The sequence below is a fragment of the Thiomonas sp. TH-17 genome, assembly GCF_057473305.1.
Window position 1 is genome coordinate 1 of record NZ_JBYCKI010000063.1, and the last position, 18768, is coordinate 18768.

Sequence of the window (18768 nt, forward strand, 5' to 3'; positions counted from 1 at the left end):
ACATCCCTGTGCCCGGAATCGATCCGACGCATCTGCAGCAACTTTTCCAGAACAATTCGAGCGGCATTCTGGGCCTGTTCAATATGTTCTCGGGTGGAGCGCTGGCACGCTTCACGGTGTTTGCGTTGGGGATCATGCCGTATATCTCGGCGTCGATCATCATGCAATTGCTCACCTACGTTGTGCCCTCGCTTGAGGCGCTCAAAAAGGAAGGTGAGGCAGGGCGACGCAAGACGACGCAGTACACGCGCTATTTCACCTTGGTACTGGCGCTTTTTCAGTCCTTCGGTATCGCGGTGGCCCTGCAGGCTTCTCCTGGTTTGGTCATCAGCCCTGGCATCGGTTTTCAGCTCTCTGCTGTGCTGACACTGACGTCTGGCACCATGTTTCTGATGTGGCTGGGTGAGCAAATCACCGAGCGCGGTCTAGGTAATGGTATTTCGATCATTATTTTCGCGGGTATTGTGGCTGGCTTGCCTTCCGCGATTGCCGGTCTGATGGAGTTGGTCAGTACGGGCGCGATGAGTGTATTGGTAGCGCTGTTCGTCTTGGCCATCGTGGTGCTGGTGACCTACTTCGTGGTATTTGTCGAGCGGGGTCAGCGCAAGATTCTGGTGAACTACGCGCGGCGGCAGGTGGGTAACAAGGTCTATGGCGGGCAAAGCTCGCACCTGCCCCTGAAGTTGAATATGGCAGGCGTGATCCCGCCGATTTTTGCGTCCTCCATCATTCTGCTTCCGGCAACTGCGGTGAGCTGGTTCGGTGCTGCCAAAGGAATGGGCTGGTTGAAGGATATTTCAGGCGCCCTCTCGCCAGGGCAACCGCTCTACATTCTGTTGTACGCCGCTGCGATCATTTTCTTCGCTTTTTTCTACACGGCACTAGTTTTCAATAGTCGCGAAACCGCCGACCAGCTCAAAAAAGGTGGGGCGTTCATTCCCGGCATTCGTCCGGGTGAGCAGACCGCCAAATTCATTGACAAGGTGTTGATGCGTCTGACGTTGGTGGGTGCGATTTACATCACTTTGGTCTGCCTGCTGCCGGAGTTTCTTGTATTGAAATACAATGTGCCGTTCAGCTTTGGTGGTACTTCGCTGCTGATCATTGTGGTGGTCACCATGGATTTCATGGCGCAAGTTCAAGCTTATGCCATGTCGCATCAGTACGATGCTCTGCTGAAAAAAGCCAATTTCAAATCGGGTCTTGGCGGGGTGCGTTAACGGAGTTTTATGGCCAAGGACGATGTCATTCAGATGCAGGGGGAGATTCTCGAAAATCTCCCGAACGCAACCTTCCGCGTCAAGCTGGAAAACGGCCACACGGTTTTGGGGCATATCTCCGGAAAAATGCGCATGCATTACATCCGCATTCTTCCGGGCGACAAGGTCACGGTTGAGCTGACGCCCTACGATTTGTCACGTGCGCGGATTGTGTTCCGCGCCAAGTAAGAGTAAGAGAGGATCATCATGAGAGTGAGCGCATCGGTTAAAAAAATGTGCCGTAATTGCAAGATTATTCGTCGCAAAGGTGTTGTGCGCGTGATTTGCACTGACCCGCGTCACAAGCAGCGCCAGGGTTGAGCACAAATCATTTTTTGAAGTTCGAGGTATTCAATGGCACGTATTGCTGGTATTAACATTCCGCCACATCAACACTCCGAAATCGGCCTCACGGCGATTTACGGCATTGGTCGCACCACCGCGCGCGCCATTTGTGATGCTTCGGGCGTTCCCTACAACAAGCGGATCAAGGATCTGTCCGACGCCGACCTGGAGAAGGTGCGCGATGCCATCGGCAAGCTCACCATCGAGGGCGACCTGCGTCGCGAGATCTCCGTCAACATCAAGCGCCTGATGGATCTGGGCTGCTATCGTGGCTTCCGTCATCGTCGCGGCCTGCCCGTGCGTGGTCAGCGCACCCGCACCAATGCCCGCACCCGCAAGGGACCGCGCAAGGGCAGCATCACGCTGAAGAAATAAGTAAGGAACATCGCAAATGGCTAAACCGTCTTCCCAGAACTCCGCAGCCCAGCGCGCCCGTAAGAAGGTTCGCAAGAACGTCTCTGACGGCATTGCGCACGTTCACGCGTCGTTCAACAACACCATCATCACCATCACCGACCGTCAGGGCAACGCGCTGTCGGCATCGTCTTCGGGTGCGCAAGGCTTTAAAGGTTCGCGTAAATCTACACCGTTTGCGGCGCAGGTTGCTGCCGAGCAGGCGGGACGTGTGGCGCTGGAATACGGTATCAAGAACCTGGAAGTCTTCATCAAAGGGCCGGGCCCGGGTCGCGAGTCGTCGGTGCGCGCGCTGAACAACCTCGGTATCAAGGTCACGCTGATTGAAGATGTGACTCCGGTACCGCACAACGGCTGCCGCCCGCCGAAGCGCCGCCGCGTCTGATTTTTGTTGAACTATCTCCGCGCCCTTTGGCTGTTTAGACGGTCTTGGGCGCGTTTTCAAGCCCACTGCCCGAATGTTCGGGCTCCCATGCAATTCACGGCATGGCAGTATTGAAAGGAATTCCAAGTGGCTCGTTTTATTGGTGCCAAAGGCAAACTCACCCGTCGCGAAGGCGCAGACCTCTTTCTCAAGAGCGCGCGTCGCGGTATTGACTCCAAGGTCAAGCTCGAAACTAAACCGGGTCAGCACGGCCGCACTTCCGGTGCTCGCACGTCCGACTACGGCAAGCAACTGCGTGAAAAGCAGAAGGTCAAGCGTATGTATGGCGTGCTTGAGCGCCAGTTCCGCCGTTATTACGAAGAAGCGCAACGTCGCTCTGGCAATACCGGCAACAATCTGCTCATCCTGCTGGAGTCGCGTCTCGACAATGTGGTGTATCGCATGGGTTATGGCTCTACCCGCGCCGAAGCGCGTCAGTTGGTCAGTCATCGTTCGATTACCGTCAACGGCAAAATGTTGAACATCCCCTCGGCGCTGGTGAAGACGGGCGACGTGGTCGCAGTGCGCGAAAAATCGCGCAATCAAGCCCGCATCCAGGAGTCTGTGAAGTTGGCCGAGTCGAATGGCTTCCCCGCCTGGGTGCAGGTCGATGGCGCCAAGATGGAAGGCGTCTTCAAGAAGGCCCCGGACCGTGATGAGTTTGCCAACGACATCAACGAGTCACTGATCATCGAGTTGTACTCGCGTTAATTTTTATTTCCACCTCGGGCATCCGGGGTGTGTTTTTGTCTCGCCCGAGCCTTGCCAATGCTGGCAGCGGCCGCTCACCTCAGCCTTATCCGCGTAACGTGCGGAGGGTATTGAACAGGAAGCCTCATGCAAACTGCACTTCTTCGCCCCAAGTCGATTCAGGTCGAATCTCTCGGTCACAACCGTTCCAAAGTGGTGCTCGAACCTTTCGAGCGCGGCTACGGACACACCCTTGGCAACGCGCTGCGCCGCGTCATGCTGTCGTCGCTGGTGGGCTATGCGCCGACCGAGGTCAGCATTAACGGCGTGCTCCACGAGTACTCTGTGGTCGACGGCCTGCAGGAAGATGTGATCGGCGTGCTGCTCAACCTCAAAGGCGTGGTGCTCAAGCTGCACAACCGTGACGAAGTCACCCTTTCGCTGCGCAAGGAAGGCGAAGGCGTAGTGACTGCTGCCGACATCCAGACGCCTCACGATGTCGAGATCATCAATCCGGATCACGTCATTGCGCATCTGTCGCAAGGCGGCAAGCTCGACATGCAGATCAAGGTCGAGAAGGGCCGCGGCTATGTGCCCGGCACCCTGCGAAACTTCGGCGAAGAAGGCGGCAAGAGCATTGGTCATATCGTGCTCGATGCTTCGTTCTCGCCAGTGCGCCGCGTCAGCTATGCCGTCGAAAGCGCCCGCGTGGAGCAGCGTACCGATCTGGACAAGCTGGTCATGGAAATCGAGACCAACGGCGTGATCAGCGCGGAAGAAGCCATTCGTTCGTCTGCGCGCATTCTGGTTGAGCAGTTGTCCGTATTTGCCAGCCTCGAGGGCGCTGAGACCACCGAGGCCGCCGAGGCGGCGGCTGGTGGTCAGACCTACGATCCGATCCTGCTGCGCCCGGTTGATGAGCTCGAACTGACGGTGCGCTCGGCCAACTGCCTCAAGGCCGAGAACATCTATTACATCGGCGACCTGATTCAGCGCAGCGAAACCGAACTGCTCAAGACCCCCAACCTGGGTCGCAAGTCGCTCAACGAAATCAAGGAAGTGCTCGCAGCGCGCGGTCTGACGCTGGGCATGAAGCTCGATAACTGGCCGCCCAGCGGTCTGGACAAGCGCTGAGCAATCCTCAGCGTTCTCGATTTGCCGGGTGGAGTACCCGGCAGTGCAGGGCCAGTACCTGATCCGGCTGGCCTGATTCATAAGGAAAGGAAAGCACCATGCGTCACGGAAACGGACTTCGCAAACTCAATCGCACCTCCAGCCATCGCAAGGCCATGTTTCGCAACATGGCCAATTCGCTGATCGAACACGAGGCCATCAAAACCACGCTGCCCAAGGCCAAGGAATTGCGCGCCGTGGTCGAGCCCCTGATCACCCTGGGTAAAAAGCCCTCGCTGGCCAACCGCCGTCTGGCGTTTGACCGCCTTCGCAACCGGGACTCTGTGGCCAAGTTGTTCAACGTGCTCGGTCCCCGTTATCAGACTCGTCCGGGCGGTTACACACGCACGCTGAAGTTCGGCTTTCGCGTGGGTGACAACGCGCCGATGGCGCTTATTGAACTCGTTGACCGTCCCGACGTGGACGCTGCGCCGGCCGAAGACAAGTCGGAATAAGCCAAGTTGAACCTGATGGCAGTGGCGGGCCCACTCGCCGTCATCCCGAAAAGCGCCAGCAGTTGCTGGCGTTTTTCATGGCTGAAGCAGCTTTCACAGCGAGCCCGTAGCATGCTCACCATGCCAGAAAGCACAGCCCGCCTGCCCGATGCACCCGCACCCTCCGTACTGCTTGAACTCGATCAGGTCAATAAGAGCTACGGGGAACTGCAGGTGGTCGATGGCCTGAGTCTGCGGCTGTCGCGCGGCGAGTGTTACGGCATCATCGGCCCTAACGGCGCCGGAAAAACCACCACCATTCAGCTTTGCCTCGGCCTGGCGCGGCCTGATCGCGGGCAGATTCGGCTGATGGGGCAGCCCGTGCCGCAGGCGGCCCGGCAGGCCCGCCTGCGTGTGGGGGTGGTGACGCAGTTCGACAGCCTCGATCCCGACTTCACGGTGGAAGAAAACCTGTTGGTCTTTGGTCGTTACTTCGGCTTGCGCGACGCCGAGTTGCGTCCGCGTCTGCCGCAGTTGCTGGCGTTCGCCGCGCTCGAATCAAAAGCGCGGGCGCGCATCAGCGAGTTGTCCGGGGGCATGCGGCGGCGGCTGAGTCTGGCGCGGGCGCTGGTCAATGATCCGGACCTGATCTTTCTGGACGAACCGACCACCGGCCTCGATCCGCAGGCCCGCCACCTGATCTGGGAGCGCCTCAAAGTGCTGACCGCGCAGGGCAAATCGCTCCTGCTCACGACGCATTTCATGGACGAGGCCGAACGCCTGTGTCATCGCATTCTGGTGCTCGACCACGGTCGCCGCATCGCAGAAGACACGCCCCGCGGCCTGATCGCCGCTCAGGTCGAAGCCGAAGTCATCGAGATGGATGGCGAGGGGCTCGACACCGCGGAGCAATTGCTGCGCCCGCATGTGCAACGACTGGAGCGCAGCGGCGATGGCTTGTTCGCCTACATGACGCACGGCGCCGAGGCCTTGCGCGCGCTGGAGGCGCTGCCCGGCCTGCGGGTCTTGCACCGCCGCGCCAATCTCGAAGACGTTTTCCTCAAACTCACCGGGCGGCAACTGCGCGATTGACGAGGCGCGCCCGACCTGCCGATACACCATGTCTGATCTCACTCTGCTTGAGCGCCACAGGTGGCGCTTCTTCCCCATTTGGCAACGCAACTTTCTGGTTTGGAAGAAGCTCGCCATTCCCAGTCTGATCGGCAATATCGCGGAGCCTCTGATCACCCTTTTGGCCTTTGGGTTTGGCGTGGGCGCCCTGGTCGGCACGGTTCATGGCGTGCCCTACATCCAGTTTCTCGCCTCCGGCGCGATCTGCATGAGCGTGATGATGGCCGCGAGTTTCGAGGCGCTGTATTCCGCGTTTTCACGCATGCATGTGCAAAAAACCTGGGACGCCATCCGTGTCACCCCCACCTCTCTTGACGACGTTCTGCTGGGTGAACTCACCTGGGCGGCGACCAAGTCCGTGTTCAGCGGCGTGGCCATTCTTGCGGTCATCGTGGTTCTGGGCATCAGCCGACAGTGGACGCTGCTCATCGCGCTGCCCTTGCTGCTGCTCACCGGGCTGGTGTTTTCCGCCATCGGTCTCATCGTCAACGCCAAGGCGCGCGGTTACGACTTTTTCACCTACTACTTCACCCTGGTACTCACGCCGATGACGTTTCTGTCCGGCGTGTATTTTCCGCTGACCGCGCTGCCGCAGCCGCTGCAGTGGCTGGCGCAGGTACTGCCCCTGAACGCCGCAGTCGAACTGGTGCGCCCGCTGTTTTTCGGACAATTCGATCCGCAGGGTGGTTTGCATCTGGCCGTGCTGGTGTTTGATTTACTGCTGGCCTGGTGGGTGGCGCGCACGCTGACGCAGCGACGCTTTCGGGCCTGAGAGCGCCCCAGCGCCGATGCCGGGTAATTCGGCGGGTGCAGCAGGGCAAGCCCTAAGGCATTCAAATATGCCACTGGACTTATATTTCACCTTCGACGTCTGCGCGACGCCTGACTGGCTGTCAGGATTTCATGCGGCACGCGACCAAACGATAAGACAAGGGAGACCGTTCATGCGCCACAGCATTCCATCCACTTCGCGAGCACCGCGTTTCTGGGCAGGGCTCAGTCGTGCTGTGCTGGGCTTTTTCCTGCTCTGGGCCGGCGTTTTGCAGCCCGTGGCGCACGCTCAGCAGGCCGATTTCCTGCCCCCGGACGAAGCCTTCCAGTTCACCGCCAAAGTGCAGGATGCCAAGACGGTGTTGCTGCAGTTCAAGGCGCACGACGGGTATTACCTGTACCAGGAACGGTTCCATTTCGAATCGCAGACGCCGGGCGTGGAACTCGGCAAACCAGAATTTCCTCCGGCGCACAAAATCTTCGATAAAAACCTCGGTCACGAGGTGTTTCATTACCGCGGACTGGTGCCGATTCCCCTGCCCGTGCTGAAGGCGCCGGCCACCTTCAAGATGTTGGTGACGTATCAGGGCTGCGCCGACGCGGGGCTTTGCTACCCGCCGATCGAAAAGCTCGCCACCGTCAGTCTCAGCGGGTTTGGCGGCAGCGGAACAGTGAGCATTTCCGAACCCGACGACGACAGCGGTAGCGCACCCGCGGCAAGCGGCAGCGAGGCCAGCGGCCTGGTACAGGGCTTGATGGCTGGCACCAGTGCGGCACAACCGGCGGCGCCAGCTCCGGCCGCAACGGCCTCGGCCGTCACCGCTGCAGCGGCCCCTGTCGCCCAGGGTGGCGACTCGTCGCGCATTGGTCAGGCGCTGGCGTCGGGCAGCCTGCTCAGCATCATTCCCATGTTCCTGGTGTTCGGTCTGCTGCTGGCCTTCACGCCCTGCGTGCTGCCGATGATTCCCATTCTGTCGAGCATCATCGTGGGGCAGGGCGACAAAGTGTCCCGCGGGCGTGGCTTCGCCCTGGCCGTGGCCTATTCGCTGGGCATGGCCATTGTGTATACGGCCTTTGGCGTGGCGGCCGGTCTGCTGGGCCAAGGGCTGGCGGCCTCCTTGCAGAACCCCTGGGTGCTATCGGTCTTCGCCTTGTTGCTCGTGGTGTTGTCGCTGTCGATGTTCGGTTTCTACGAACTGCAAGTGCCCAGCAGTCTGCAGAGCAAGTTGTCGTCCACCTCAGACAAGATGCAGGGCGGACACTTTGCCGGGGTCTTCATCATGGGCGGCATTTCGGCGCTCATCGTCGGGCCCTGCGTGGCCGCGCCGCTGGCCGGCGCGCTGCTCTACATCAGCCAGACCGGCAACGCACTCATCGGTGGGGTGGCGCTGTTCTCGCTGGCGGCGGGCATGAGCGTGCCGTTGTTGCTGGTTGGTCTGGGCGCGGGCACTTTGCTGCCCAAGGCGGGCGGATGGATGGATGGCGTCAAGGCCTTCTTCGGTGTGCTGCTCATCGCCACCGCGCTGTACATGATCGCCCCGGTTCTGCCGACCTGGCTGCTGATGGTGCTGTGGGCTCTGCTATTCCTTATCAGCGCCAGCTTCCTGCGGGTGTTTGACCGGCTGCCCGATGAGGTTTCGGGCTGGAAGCGGGTGTTCAAGGGCTTTGGTGTGGCGTTGGCCGTGGCGGGCGCGGCGCTGATCGTCGGCCTGGCGGCGGGCAACCGTAATCTGCTGCAGCCGCTCGGCGGGCTGGGCGGTGGCGCAGCGGGCGCTGTGAGCGCCGCGCCCGCGGTGCAGTTTCAGCGCATTCACACGGTGGCCGATCTCGACCGTGTGGTCGCCAGCAGCAGCAAGCCCGTGATGCTCGACTTCTACGCCGACTGGTGCGTGTCGTGCAAGGAAATGGAGCACTTCACCTTCACCGACCCGGCGGTGGCGCAGCAGATGGCGGGCTTTACGCTGATTCAGGCCGACGTGACGAACAACACCGCCGATGACAAGGCGCTGCTCAAGCGCTTCCAGCTGTTCGGCCCGCCGGGCATCATCTTCTTCAAGGACGGCAAGGAAGTGGGCCGCGTGGTGGGCTTCGAGAATGCCAAGACCTTCCTGGCGTCGATGCAGCGCGCGGGGGTTTGAGCGCGGTTTCGACGCTTGGCAGAGATCAGTGCGCTGCGCCGTGGCCGTGTGCCGCGCGCACTGCGCTGATCCACTGCTGCCAGACCGGGTTCGGTGTCCAGATCTGCGACATCGGCCACGACGCTTGGTCTTCGGTTTCGCCACGAATGAGCCGACGGTAGAGATAGACGAAGACCGACGCCCGCATATTTTTGGCGCAATGCAGCCAGACGGGCTGTTGCCCGAGTGCAGCCATCACCCCGGCGAACTGCTCAAACTGCGCAGGCTTAGGCGCATCCCACAGCACCGGGATGTGCACATAGTTCATCCCCAATGCCGTCACCTGTTCGGCTTCGCCGACCAAGGCATTGGAAGACGTCGGCAGCGCGAGGTTGATGACCGTGGCCACGCCCAGAGCAGGCAGGCGGGCAATGTCGGCGGCGCTGAGCTGGCCAGAGCACCAAAGACCTTCGAATGCCGCGAAGGTGTTTTCGGCGTCAAAGCGCAGCGGCGCTGTCTCGGTCACGCTGCGGCCACTTCCACCAGGCAGTCGTAGAAGCACGGTCCGTTGCCCAGATCGGTCAAGCGCTGGTGGGTGAGGGCATTGACGTTGTTGCCATCGGGGGAGAGCTTGCGCCACCAGATGCCCAGACCCACGATCTGGCCGGGGCGCGTGCGGGTGCTGACGCGTGCGCGGTAGAGGCTGGCGCCGCGGCCGTTGAAGGCGCGCACGCTCTGGCCATCGACGATGTTGCGCGCTGCGGCGTCTTCCGGGTGGATGAGCAGCGCGGGTTCGCCTTCGAGTTTGCGCAGGCTGTCGACATTGACGAAGCTGGAGTTGAGGAAGTTGCGCGCCGGGGGCGAGATCATCGCCAGCGGGTAGCGCGTGGCAAGCTCTGGCGCAGAGGCGACAGATTCGTAGGGCAGCAGCACCTCGGGCAAGGGGTCGCGTCCGGCGTCGGCCTCGCGCTGCGACCAGAATTCGCACTTGCCCGAAGGCGTGGGAAAACCGCCCTGCGCAAACGGGGCGGCGGCGCCGGGCAGCTTGGCCCAGCCGCTGGCTTGTAAAGATGCCCAGTGAATGCTGCCATTGCGCGGATCGGGGGCAATGGCCTGCGCGGCGATCTGCTCGTCGCTCTCGGCAAAGCAGGGGTCGTTGAAACCCAGGCGCGCGGCCAGCAGGCGGAAAATTTCGGTATTCGGTTTGGCCTGCCCCAGTGGCGCAATGGCCGGGTTGTTCGCCATCCAGTAGCGGTGGCCGTACGACTTGTGCACGTCCAGATGTTCGAGCTGGGTGGTGGCCGGCAGCAGGTAGTCGGCGTAGTCGGCGGTATCGGTCTGGAAATGCTCCAGCACCACGGTGAACAGATCGTCGCGGGCGAAACCGGCGCGCACCTTGTCGCCTTCGGGCGCAACCGCCAGCGGATTGCTGTTGTAGACGATCATGGCCTCGATCTTCGGGCCGAATTCGATTGAGCCCGGTCGCAGCAGATCGTCGCCGATGGTCACCATATTGAGTGTGCGCGGAGCGCGTCCGGCCAGCAGATCGGGACGTTCAAGCGCCTTGCCGTTGGCAGCGAAATGATTCGAGCTCGACATCAGCAGACCGCCGGCATCGTGCCGCCAGGCGCCCACGAGCGCCGGCAGGCAGGCGATGGCGCGCACCGCATTGGCGCCGCCGCGCACGCGCTGCAAGCCGTAGTTCATGCGGATGGCCGCCGGGGTGAGCGTGCCGTAGTCGCGCGCCAGTTGGTGGATTTGCCCGGCGGAAACGCCGCAGACCTCGGCGGCTCGCTCGGGCGGCCACTCCAGCGCGCGCTGGCGCAGGGCGTCGAAGCCCACGGTGTGCTGTGCGATGTAGTCGTGATCGAGCCAGTCGTGTTTGACCAGTTCGTGCATCAGGGCGTAGGCCAGCGCGGCGTCGGTGCCGGGGCGCAGTTGCAGATGCTCGTGGCACTTCTCGGCGGTGTCGTTGCGCCAGGGGTCGATGCACACCAGCTTGGCGCCATGGCGTTTGGCGCGTTGCGCGTAAGTCCAGAAATGCAGATTGCTGGTGATGCTGTTGCTGCCCCAGATGACGATGAGCTTGCTGTGCTCGAACTGCTCGACGTCCAGCCCCATCTTGCCGCCGATCACCGCCTTGAGCCCGGCCTCGCCCGCAGTGGAGCAAATGGTGCGGTCGAGCAGGCTGGCGCCGAGCTTGTGAAAAAAGCGCGCCGCCATGCTTTCGCTCTGCACGAAACCCAGCGTGCCGCCGTAGGAGTAGGGCAGGATGGCCTGCGGGTCGCGGGCGGCGATCTCTTTGAGCCGGGCGGCGATGTCGTCCAGCGCTTCGTCCCAGCTCACCGGGGCGAACTGCCCGGTGCCTTTGGGGCCGACTCGCTTCATCGGCTGCAGCAACCGGTCCGGGTGATAGGTGCGCTCGGTATAGCGCGAGACCTTGGCGCACAGCGCGCCGTGCGTGGGGGGATGGTCGGGATCGCCGCGCACGCTGATAGCCACGCCGTCTCGCACGGTGACGAGCAGGGCGCAGGTGTCGGGGCAGTCGTGCGGGCAGGCGGCGCGCACGAGGGTGTCTTGGGCGGAGACTGCGTTGGAAGAGTCGGGCATGGCGACGGTTTTTGAAGTCAGGGAGTTAGCACCTCAGTTTAGGCGGCAAATCCCCTGATCGCAGTTAGCGGTTGACAAAGTGGCGAGAATCGGAAATAGTACGACCGTTCGTTTTTTTACCGATCCCTCCCCCACACGACAAAAATGACCGCCAGTCACTCCCCTATCTCTCCGCGCCGCACGCCGCACCGAACGGCGGGCGCCAAAACGGCGGTAAAAGCGGTGGCAAAGCGCGGCGTAAGCGCAAGCCTGCCAGTCGAGCCGATCGGCAGCGGTTCAGCCAAAGGGCGGCAGACGCGGCAGGCCATCATCGACTGCGCGCTGCAAATGGCCGGGCGCATCGGGCTGGAGGGCTTGTCCATCGGGGTGCTTGCCGACCGCATGGAAATGAGCAAATCGGGCGTGTTCGCCCATTTCGGCTCGCGCGAGGAATTGCAGATCGCGGTTATCCGCCACTATCACGACCTGTTCGAGCAAGAGGTGTTTTACCGCGCCATCGAGCAGCCGCGCGGCATGCCGCGTCTGGCGGCGATGGTGCAGCGCTGGCTGCAGCGGGTAAGCGTGGAAATGGAGACCGGCTGCATCTACATCTCCAGCGCGGTGGAATTCGACGACCGCCCGGGCACGGTACGCGACGCGCTGGTCGCCATGATCCAGACTTGGCACGACGCGGTGCGCCGCGCCATCGTGCAGGCCATCGAGGTCGGCCATCTCAAGCCCGGCACCGATCCGCAGCAGCTCATGTTCCAGATTCACGGCTACATCCTGGCGCTGCATCACGACGCCCGGCTGCTCAAGCTGCCCAACAGCCTCGAGCTGGCCTGCCGCAGCCTTGACGCGCTGCTGCGCGACCACGCCACGCCCGAAGGGCTGCCCCTGCTTTTGCCTTGTCTGGCCAAGGAGCGCGCCGCGAGCGACTCCGCCCCCCATTGAGCCAGTTTTTGAGCCGGTTTTTCGATTCACGATTTTCAGGAGACAGATATGCCCCAATACAACCCGCCTTTGCGCGATATGAAGTTCGTCATGCACGAAGTGCTCGACGCCACCACTCTGCTCAAGGAGCTGCCGCCCTATGCCGAGGTCGATGCCGACCTGATCAACCAAGTGTGCGAAGAGGCGGGCAAGTTCTGCAGCGAGGTGCTGCAGCCGCTTAACGCCAGCGGCGATGCCGAGGGCTGCCATTACGACGCCGCCACTCATGCCGTAACCACGCCCAAGGGTTTCAAAGCGGCGTGGGATCAGTTCGTGCAAGCGGGGTGGACCAGCCTGACGGCCGACGCGGAATTCGGCGGTCAGGGCCTGCCGCACTTGGTGGGCAGCGCGGTGCACGAGATGCAGAACGCCGCCAACCAGGCCTGGACCATGTATCCCGGTCTCACGCAGGGCGTGACGGAATTGCTGAACGTGCATGGCAGCGCCGAGCAGAAGGCGCTCTATATGCCCAAGCTGGTGGCCGGAGAGTGGACGGGCACCATGTGCCTGACCGAGCCGCATTGTGGCACCGACCTCGGCCTGATTCGCACCAAGGCCGTGCCGCAGGAAGGCGGCAGCTACAAGATCAGCGGTCAAAAAATCTTCATCTCCAGCGGTGAACATGACCTGGCTGACAACATCGTGCACATGGTGCTGGCCAAGCTGCCGGGTGCGCCTGAGGGCAGCAAGGGTATTTCGCTGTTCATCGTGCCCAAGTTCGTGCCGACCGCCGATGCGGGCGTGGGCGCGCGCAACGGCATTTTCTGCTCCGGCATCGAACACAAGATGGGCATTCACGCCAACTCCACTTGCCAGATGACGCTGGAAGACGCCACCGGCTGGATGGTGGGCGAGCCCAACAAGGGCCTGGCGGCCATGTTCGTGATGATGAACGGCGCCCGTCTCGGCGTGGGCATGCAGTCGCTGGGCCTCACCGAAGTGGCGTACCAAAACGCGCTGGCCTACGCCCGCGACCGGCTGCAGATGCGCGCCCTCACCGGGCCGAAGGCGCCCGACAAACCGGCCGATCCCATTCTGGTGCATCCCGACGTGCGCCGCATGTTGCTCACCGCGCGCGCCTGGGCCGAGGGCGGGCGCTTTCTGGCGTACTGGATTTCGCTGCTGCTCGACCAGTCGCTGCACCACCCGGACGCCGAGGTGCGCAAGGAGGCCGACGATCTCGTCTCGCTGCTTACCCCCATCGTCAAGGCCTTCATCACCGACAACGGCCTGCAGGCCACCAACGAATGCCTGCAGGTGTTCGGCGGGCACGGCTACATCCGCGAATGGGGCATGGAGCAATTCGTGCGCGACGCCCGCATCAACCTGATCTATGAGGGCACCAACACCATCCAGTCGCTCGACCTGCTGGGCCGAAAGGTGTTGATGGACGGCGGTGCGCGGCTGCGCAAGTTCGGCAAGATCCTCACCGATTTCATCGAAGAAGAAGGCGTCAACGAGGCCATGCAGGAGTTCGTCAACCCGCTGGCCGATCTGGCCGACAAGGTGCAAAAACTCACCATGGAACTGGGCATGAAGGCCATGGCTGACAAGGACGAAGTCGGCGCTGCCGCCGTGCCGTATCTGCGCGTGGCCGGTCATGTGGTGTTTGCCTACGCCTTCGCCCGCATGGCGCAGGTGGCGCAGCGCAAGATTGCTGAAGGCAACGATTCGCCCTTCTACCAGGCCAAGCTGCAGACGGCGCGCTTTTACTTCGGGCGCCTGTATCCCGAATCCGCCGCCGCGATCCGCATGGCACGCAGCGGCGCAAAGAACTTGATGGACACCGAGGCGGTGTTCGCCTGAATCCCCCGAAGGAGCTGACATGACACAGACGATACACATCCGCAAAGTCGCCGTACTCGGCGCTGGTGTGATGGGCGCGCAGATCGCCGCCCATTGCATCAACGCCCGGGTGCCGGTGGTGCTGTTCGACCTGCCTGCCAAAGAAGGCAGCAAAAACGGCATCGTGACCAAGGCCGTGGCCAACCTCAAGAAACTCAGCCCGGCGCCGCTGGGCGACGCGGCCGAGGCCGGCCTGATCACCGAGGCCAACTACGAGACCGACCTCGAACTGCTGCAGGGCTGCGATCTGGTGATCGAGGCCATTGCCGAGCGCATGGACTGGAAGCACGATCTGTACAAAAAGGTCACGCCGCATCTGGGCGCGAACACCATCTTCGCCTCCAACACCTCGGGCCTGTCCATCACTGCGCTGTCGGAGGGCTTCGACGCCGAATTGCGCCGCCGCTTCTGCGGCGTGCATTTCTTCAACCCGCCGCGCTATATGCATCTGGTGGAACTCATCCCCACTGCAGGCACCGACGGCGCCATTCTCGACCGGCTCGAAACCTTCCTCACCACCACCCTGGGCAAGGGCGTGGTGCGCGCCAAGGACACACCGAACTTCGTCGCCAACCGCGTGGGCGTGTTCTCCATTCTGGCGGTCATCAAGGAGGGCGAGAAATTCGGTCTGGGTTTCGACGTCATCGACGACCTCACCGGCAGCAAACTGGGCCGCGCCAAGAGCGCAACCTTCCGCACCTCCGACGTGGTCGGCCTGGACACCATGGCCCACGTCATCAAGACCATGCAGGACACCCTGCCCGCGGACAAAGACCCCTTCGCCGCGCTCTATGCCACCCCGCCCGTGCTGGCTACGCTGGTCGCCAATGGCGCGCTGGGGCAGAAGAGTGGCGCCGGTTTTTACAAAAAGGTCGGGCGCGACATTCTGAAGTTCGACCCCGCCAAGGGCGACTACGTGCCTGGCGGCGGCAAGGCCGACGAGATCGTGGTGCGCATGCTGAAAAAACCGGCGGCCGAGCGTTTCAAGCTGCTGCGTGAATCGAGCAATCCGCAGGCGCAGTTCCTGTGGAGCATCTTCCGCGATGTGTGGCATTACGTGGCCCTGCATCTGGCCGACATTGCCGACAACGCCCGCGACCTCGACTTCGCCATCCGCTGGGGCTTCGGCTGGAACGAAGGCCCGTTCGAAAGCTGGCAAGCCGCAGGCTGGAAGCAGATCGCCGACTGGATCGCCGAAGACATCGCCGCGGGCAAGGCGCTGTGCAGCGCGCCGCTGCCGGCCTGGGTGAGCCAGGTTGACGGCGTGCACAAGCCCGAGGGTTCTTACTCGGCGGCGAAGAACGCCTACATGGGCCGCTCAAGCCTGCCGGTCTATGCCCGTCAGCCGTTCAAGCAGGCCGTGCTGGGCGAGAACGCGCCCGACCCGCGCACCGCGGGCGGCACCGTGTTCGAAGACGAGTCGATCCGCCTGTGGACGGCCCCCGGCGCCGACGACGTGCTGGTCGCCAGCTTCAAGACCAAGATGAACACCATCGGCCCCGGGGTCATCTCCGGTCTGCACAAGGCGGTGGAACTGGCCGAAGGCCGCTACAAGGGCGTGGTGGTCTGGCAGCCGACCTCGCTGTCGGGCGGGCCGTTCAGCGCGGGGGCCGATCTGCAGTCGATGATGCCCGCCTTCATGGCCGGCGGCCCCAAAGCCATCGAGCCGGAAGAAAAGAAGCTGCAGGACATGATGCTTACCTTGCGCTACGCCCAGGTGCCGGTGGTGGCCGCGGTCAGCGGCATCGCCCTGGGCGGCGGCACCGAGCTGAGCGTGTATTGCGCCAAGCGCGTGGTGCATTTCGAAAGCTATATGGGGCTGGTGGAAATGGGCGTCGGCCTGATTCCGGGCGGTGGCGGCCTCACTTACCTGGCCCGCCGTGCCGCAGAGCAGGCGCAGGGCGGCGACATCCTGCATTTTCTCAAGACGGGCTTCCAGGCCGCGGCCATGGCCACGGTGGGCAAGTCGGCGCTGGAAAGCCGCAACCTGGGCTATCTGCTGCCCAGCGACGCCATCGTCATGCATGCCCACGAACTGCTGCACGTGGCGGTGGGTCAGGCTCGGGCGATGTTCGACGCGGGCTATCGTCCGCCGGTGCCCGGCCAGACTTTCCCGGTGCTCGGACGCAACGGCGTGGCCACCATTCGCGCCCAGTTGGTCAACCTGCGCGACGGCGGCTTCATCTCCGCCTACGACGACGAGATCGCCACCCGCATCGCCACCGTGCTGTGCGGCGGCGATGTGGAAGAAGGCGCACCGGCCGACGAGGTCACGCTGATGGCGCTGGAACGCAAGCACTTCTGCGAACTGCTCGGCCAGGGCAAGACCCAGGAACGCATCATGGGCATGTTGCAGACCGGCAAGCCGGTGCGTAACTGATCCGCCACCAGGAGAACAACATGAGCAAACAAGTTCAAGACGCCTACATCGTTGCCGCCACCCGCACGCCGGTGGGCAAGGCCCCTCGCGGGCTGCTGAAAAACTATCGTTCCGACGACCTGCTGGTGCACGTCATCCGTGCGGCGCTGGCGCAGGTGCCTAACCTCGACCCCAAGCTGATCGAAGACGCCATCATCGGCTGCGCCATGCCCGAGGGCGACCAGGGCATGAATGTGGCGCGCATCGGCGCGCTGCTGTCCGGCCTGCCCGACACGGTGGGCGGCGTGACCGTCAACCGCTTCTGCGCGTCGGGTATCACGGCCATTCAGATGGCGGCCGACCGCATCCGCGTGGGCGAGGCCGACGTGATGATCGCCGGGGGCACCGAGAGCATGAGCCGCGTGCCCATGGGCGGTTTCCATCCCAGCTTCAATCCGGCCATCTTTGCCAACAACGAGCATGTGGGCATCGCCTACGGCATGGGCATGACGGCCGAGAAGGTGGCGCAGCAGTGGAAGGTGACCCGCGAGGAGCAGGACGCGTTCGCGCTGGCCTCGCACCAGAAGGCGCTGGCCGGCATTGCCGCGGGCGAGTTCAACGAAGAAATCACCCCGCTGGACATCGTCGAGAAATTTCCCCGTCTGGGCACGGCCGAGGTGGATATCAAGACCCGCAAGATGACCGTGGACGAAGGCCCGCGCGCCGACACCACGCTCGAAGCGCTGGCCCGCCTCAAGCCGGTGTTCGCGGCCAAGGGCAGCGTGACGGCTGGCAACAGCTCGCAGACTTCCGATGGCGCGGGCGCGCTCATCCTGGTGAGCGAGAAGATTCTCAAACAGTTCAACCTTGTGCCGCTGGCGCGCTTCGTCAGTTTCGCCGTGCGCGGCGTGCCGCCCGAGATCATGGGCATCGGCCCGAAGTTCGCCATTCCTGCGGCTCTGGAAAAAGCGGGGCTGAAGCTCGACGACATCGGCTGGATCGAACTCAACGAAGCCTTCGCCGCGCAGTCGCTTGCCGTGGTGAAGGATCTGGGCATCAACCCCGAGGTGCTCAATCCGCTGGGCGGCGCCATCGCCTGGGGCCACCCGCTGGGGGCCACCGGCGCTGTGCGTGCGGCTACGGCGATCTACGGCATGCGTCGCCGCAAAGCCAAATACAGCATGGTGACCATGTGCATCGGCACGGGGCAGGGCGCTGCGGGTATTTTTGAAAACGTCTGAGCACGCAACCCGCAGCCAACGCCCGGGCAAGTTTTCTTGTCCGGGCTTTTTTACAGGAGACAACATCATGACTCAGGTGCAGGTGGAATTGCGCAGCGGGGTGCTGCATATCGTGTTCAATCGTCCGGAGAAGAAGAACGCGCTGACCCTGGCGATGTACGAAGCGGCCAACGAGGCCTTCGAGCGCGCGGCCTCCGACGCGGACGTGAAGGCGGTGCTGATCGCGGGCGAAGGCGGCAGTTTCACCGCAGGCAACGATCTGCAGGACTTTCTCTCGGCGCCGCCGCAGGGCGAGGAAGCGCCGGTGCTGCAGTTTTTGCGCCATCTGGCCGGGCTGGACAAACCGCTGATCGCAGCCGCCCAAGGCTTTGCCGTGGGCGTGGGCACGACGCTGCTGATGCATTGCGATCTGGTCTATGCGGCCGATGACGCGCAGTTCGTGCTGCCCTTCGTGCATCTGGGTCTGTGCCCCGAGGCGGCGTCCAGCCTGCTGCTACCGCAGATCGCCGGTTACCAGCGCGCGGCGGAAAAGCTCTTGCTGGGCGAACCGTTCGACGCCGCCGAGGCCTTGAACATGGGCTTGGTCAACCGCGTGCTGCCGGTAGAAAGTCTGCGTGAATTTGCCGTGGCGCAGGCCGAAAAATTCTCTCGTCTGCCTGCGCCCTCGGTGCGGGCGACCAAGCGCCTGCTCAAAGGCCTGGGCGATCAGGGGCCGCAGGCCGTGCTGGCGCGTATGCGCTCTGAAGAGGCGGTGTTTCAGGCGCTGCTGGGCGCACCGGCGGCGCGCGAGGCGATGATGGCGTTTTTGCAAAAGCGCAAGCCCGACTTCTCGTCCATCACCTGAGGCGCCCCTGCGGTTTTCTCATGACCAAGCATCAGATCCCGCCGCAATAGTCGTTCTGCCGCCAGGCTTCGAACACGGCGACAGCCACCGAGTTCGACAGGTTGAGGCTGCGCTGGCCTTCGCGCATGGGCAGTCGCAG

At 62.9% G+C, this 18768-nt stretch carries 18 protein-coding genes and 1 pseudogene; 16 read left to right on the forward strand and 3 right to left on the reverse strand.

Going from position 1 to position 18768, the window contains the following annotated elements; translation table 11 throughout:
* The 11 genes from secY to dsbD all read left to right on the forward strand — a co-directional run.
* On the forward strand, positions 1–1220 hold a 1220-nt coding region (gene secY / locus AC2VLV_RS04165), incomplete at its 5' end, for a preprotein translocase subunit SecY (protein ID WP_486988778.1).
* A gap of 9 nt (positions 1221–1229) precedes the next feature.
* Positions 1230–1448: a translation initiation factor IF-1 gene (gene infA, locus AC2VLV_RS04170; protein ID WP_013106895.1), complete on the forward strand. Its 219-nt coding sequence runs from the start codon at positions 1230–1232 to the stop codon at positions 1446–1448.
* Between the two features lie 18 nt (positions 1449–1466).
* Positions 1467–1580 (forward strand): 50S ribosomal protein L36, encoded by a 114-nt coding sequence (gene rpmJ, locus AC2VLV_RS04175; protein ID WP_013106894.1) that lies wholly within the window; start codon positions 1467–1469, stop codon positions 1578–1580.
* Between the two features lie 33 nt (positions 1581–1613).
* Positions 1614–1979 (forward strand): 30S ribosomal protein S13, encoded by a 366-nt coding sequence (rpsM, locus tag AC2VLV_RS04180; RefSeq protein ID WP_486988779.1) that lies wholly within the window; start codon positions 1614–1616, stop codon positions 1977–1979.
* Positions 1980–1995: 16 nt separating this feature from the next.
* Positions 1996–2403: a 30S ribosomal protein S11 gene (gene rpsK / locus AC2VLV_RS04185; RefSeq protein WP_486988780.1), complete on the forward strand. Its 408-nt coding sequence runs from the start codon at positions 1996–1998 to the stop codon at positions 2401–2403.
* 126 nt (positions 2404–2529) lie between these two features.
* The gene (rpsD, locus tag AC2VLV_RS04190; RefSeq protein WP_486988781.1) at positions 2530–3153 is read left to right on the forward strand and encodes a 30S ribosomal protein S4; all 624 of its coding nucleotides are present in this window, start codon (positions 2530–2532) and stop codon (positions 3151–3153) included.
* A gap of 126 nt (positions 3154–3279) precedes the next feature.
* Complete coding sequence (locus AC2VLV_RS04195) at positions 3280–4266, forward strand: DNA-directed RNA polymerase subunit alpha (RefSeq protein WP_013106890.1); 987 nt, start codon at positions 3280–3282, stop codon at positions 4264–4266.
* Positions 4267–4364: 98 nt separating this feature from the next.
* Positions 4365–4760 carry a 50S ribosomal protein L17 gene (gene rplQ / locus AC2VLV_RS04200; RefSeq protein ID WP_013106889.1) on the forward strand — a complete coding sequence of 132 codons (396 nt, stop codon included), beginning with the start codon at positions 4365–4367 and terminating at the stop codon, positions 4758–4760.
* A gap of 120 nt (positions 4761–4880) precedes the next feature.
* A complete protein-coding gene (locus AC2VLV_RS04205) occupies positions 4881–5831 on the forward strand; it encodes an ATP-binding cassette domain-containing protein (RefSeq protein ID WP_486988782.1) in 951 nt (316 codons plus the stop codon).
* 28 nt (positions 5832–5859) lie between these two features.
* Positions 5860–6642, forward strand: coding sequence for an ABC transporter permease (locus AC2VLV_RS04210; protein ID WP_013106887.1), 783 nt, complete (start codon positions 5860–5862; stop codon positions 6640–6642).
* 172 nt (positions 6643–6814) lie between these two features.
* Positions 6815–8779: a protein-disulfide reductase DsbD gene (gene dsbD / locus AC2VLV_RS04215; protein WP_486988783.1), complete on the forward strand. Its 1965-nt coding sequence runs from the start codon at positions 6815–6817 to the stop codon at positions 8777–8779.
* Positions 8780–8804: 25 nt separating this feature from the next.
* Here dsbD and AC2VLV_RS04220 read toward each other — a convergent pair whose 3' ends face one another.
* Together AC2VLV_RS04220 and AC2VLV_RS04225 are read right to left on the reverse strand one after the other, a co-directional pair.
* Positions 8805–9284, reverse strand: a complete 480-nt coding sequence (locus tag AC2VLV_RS04220) for a protein tyrosine phosphatase family protein (protein ID WP_486988784.1) — start codon at positions 9282–9284, stop codon at positions 8805–8807.
* A complete protein-coding gene (locus tag AC2VLV_RS04225) occupies positions 9281–11368 on the reverse strand; it encodes a molybdopterin-containing oxidoreductase family protein (RefSeq protein ID WP_486988785.1) in 2088 nt (695 codons plus the stop codon). The genes AC2VLV_RS04220 and AC2VLV_RS04225 overlap by 4 nt, the downstream gene beginning before the upstream one ends.
* Before the next feature lie 144 nt (positions 11369–11512).
* On the opposite strand from AC2VLV_RS04225, the gene AC2VLV_RS04230 reads away from it, so the two are divergent.
* The 5 genes from AC2VLV_RS04230 to AC2VLV_RS04250 all read left to right on the forward strand — a co-directional run bounded on the left by AC2VLV_RS04230 (position 11513) and on the right by AC2VLV_RS04250 (position 18629).
* Positions 11513–12301: a TetR/AcrR family transcriptional regulator gene (locus tag AC2VLV_RS04230; RefSeq protein ID WP_486988786.1), complete on the forward strand. Its 789-nt coding sequence runs from the start codon at positions 11513–11515 to the stop codon at positions 12299–12301.
* A gap of 48 nt (positions 12302–12349) precedes the next feature.
* Complete coding sequence (locus tag AC2VLV_RS04235) at positions 12350–14146, forward strand: acyl-CoA dehydrogenase C-terminal domain-containing protein (protein ID WP_486988787.1); 1797 nt, start codon at positions 12350–12352, stop codon at positions 14144–14146.
* Positions 14147–14165: 19 nt separating this feature from the next.
* Complete coding sequence (locus AC2VLV_RS04240) at positions 14166–16565, forward strand: 3-hydroxyacyl-CoA dehydrogenase/enoyl-CoA hydratase family protein (RefSeq protein WP_486988788.1); 2400 nt, start codon at positions 14166–14168, stop codon at positions 16563–16565.
* 20 nt (positions 16566–16585) lie between these two features.
* Positions 16586–17785, forward strand: coding sequence for an acetyl-CoA C-acyltransferase (locus tag AC2VLV_RS04245; protein ID WP_486988789.1), 1200 nt, complete (start codon positions 16586–16588; stop codon positions 17783–17785).
* A gap of 67 nt (positions 17786–17852) precedes the next feature.
* Positions 17853–18629, forward strand: a complete 777-nt coding sequence (locus AC2VLV_RS04250; protein ID WP_486988790.1) for an enoyl-CoA hydratase — start codon at positions 17853–17855, stop codon at positions 18627–18629.
* A 31-nt stretch (positions 18630–18660) separates the two neighbouring features.
* Here AC2VLV_RS04250 and AC2VLV_RS04255 read toward each other — a convergent pair.
* Positions 18661–18768, reverse strand: a pseudogene (locus AC2VLV_RS04255) (tRNA (uridine(34)/cytosine(34)/5-carboxymethylaminomethyluridine(34)-2'-O)-methyltransferase TrmL); the annotation flags it as partial.

Excerpts from the sequence above, each read along its gene's own strand:
- infA (WP_013106895.1), top strand. The coding sequence starts at position 1,230 with ATGGCCAAGGACGATGTCATTCAGATGCAGGGGGAGATTCTCGAAAAT.
- rpmJ (WP_013106894.1), top strand. The coding sequence starts at position 1,467 with ATGAGAGTGAGCGCATCGGTTAAAAAAATGTGCCGTAATTGCAAGATT.
- rpsM (WP_486988779.1), top strand. The coding sequence starts at position 1,614 with ATGGCACGTATTGCTGGTATTAACATTCCGCCACATCAACACTCCGAA.
- rpsK (WP_486988780.1), top strand. The coding sequence starts at position 1,996 with ATGGCTAAACCGTCTTCCCAGAACTCCGCAGCCCAGCGCGCCCGTAAG.
- AC2VLV_RS04195 (WP_013106890.1), top strand. The coding sequence starts at position 3,280 with ATGCAAACTGCACTTCTTCGCCCCAAGTCGATTCAGGTCGAATCTCTC.
- rplQ (WP_013106889.1), top strand. The coding sequence starts at position 4,365 with ATGCGTCACGGAAACGGACTTCGCAAACTCAATCGCACCTCCAGCCAT.
- AC2VLV_RS04205 (WP_486988782.1), top strand. The coding sequence starts at position 4,881 with ATGCCAGAAAGCACAGCCCGCCTGCCCGATGCACCCGCACCCTCCGTA.
- AC2VLV_RS04210 (WP_013106887.1), top strand. The coding sequence starts at position 5,860 with ATGTCTGATCTCACTCTGCTTGAGCGCCACAGGTGGCGCTTCTTCCCC.
- dsbD (WP_486988783.1), top strand. The coding sequence starts at position 6,815 with ATGCGCCACAGCATTCCATCCACTTCGCGAGCACCGCGTTTCTGGGCA.
- AC2VLV_RS04225 (WP_486988785.1), bottom strand. The coding sequence starts at position 11,368 with ATGCCCGACTCTTCCAACGCAGTCTCCGCCCAAGACACCCTCGTGCGC.
- AC2VLV_RS04230 (WP_486988786.1), top strand. The coding sequence starts at position 11,513 with ATGACCGCCAGTCACTCCCCTATCTCTCCGCGCCGCACGCCGCACCGA.
- AC2VLV_RS04235 (WP_486988787.1), top strand. The coding sequence starts at position 12,350 with ATGCCCCAATACAACCCGCCTTTGCGCGATATGAAGTTCGTCATGCAC.
- AC2VLV_RS04240 (WP_486988788.1), top strand. The coding sequence starts at position 14,166 with ATGACACAGACGATACACATCCGCAAAGTCGCCGTACTCGGCGCTGGT.
- AC2VLV_RS04245 (WP_486988789.1), top strand. The coding sequence starts at position 16,586 with ATGAGCAAACAAGTTCAAGACGCCTACATCGTTGCCGCCACCCGCACG.
- AC2VLV_RS04250 (WP_486988790.1), top strand. The coding sequence starts at position 17,853 with ATGACTCAGGTGCAGGTGGAATTGCGCAGCGGGGTGCTGCATATCGTG.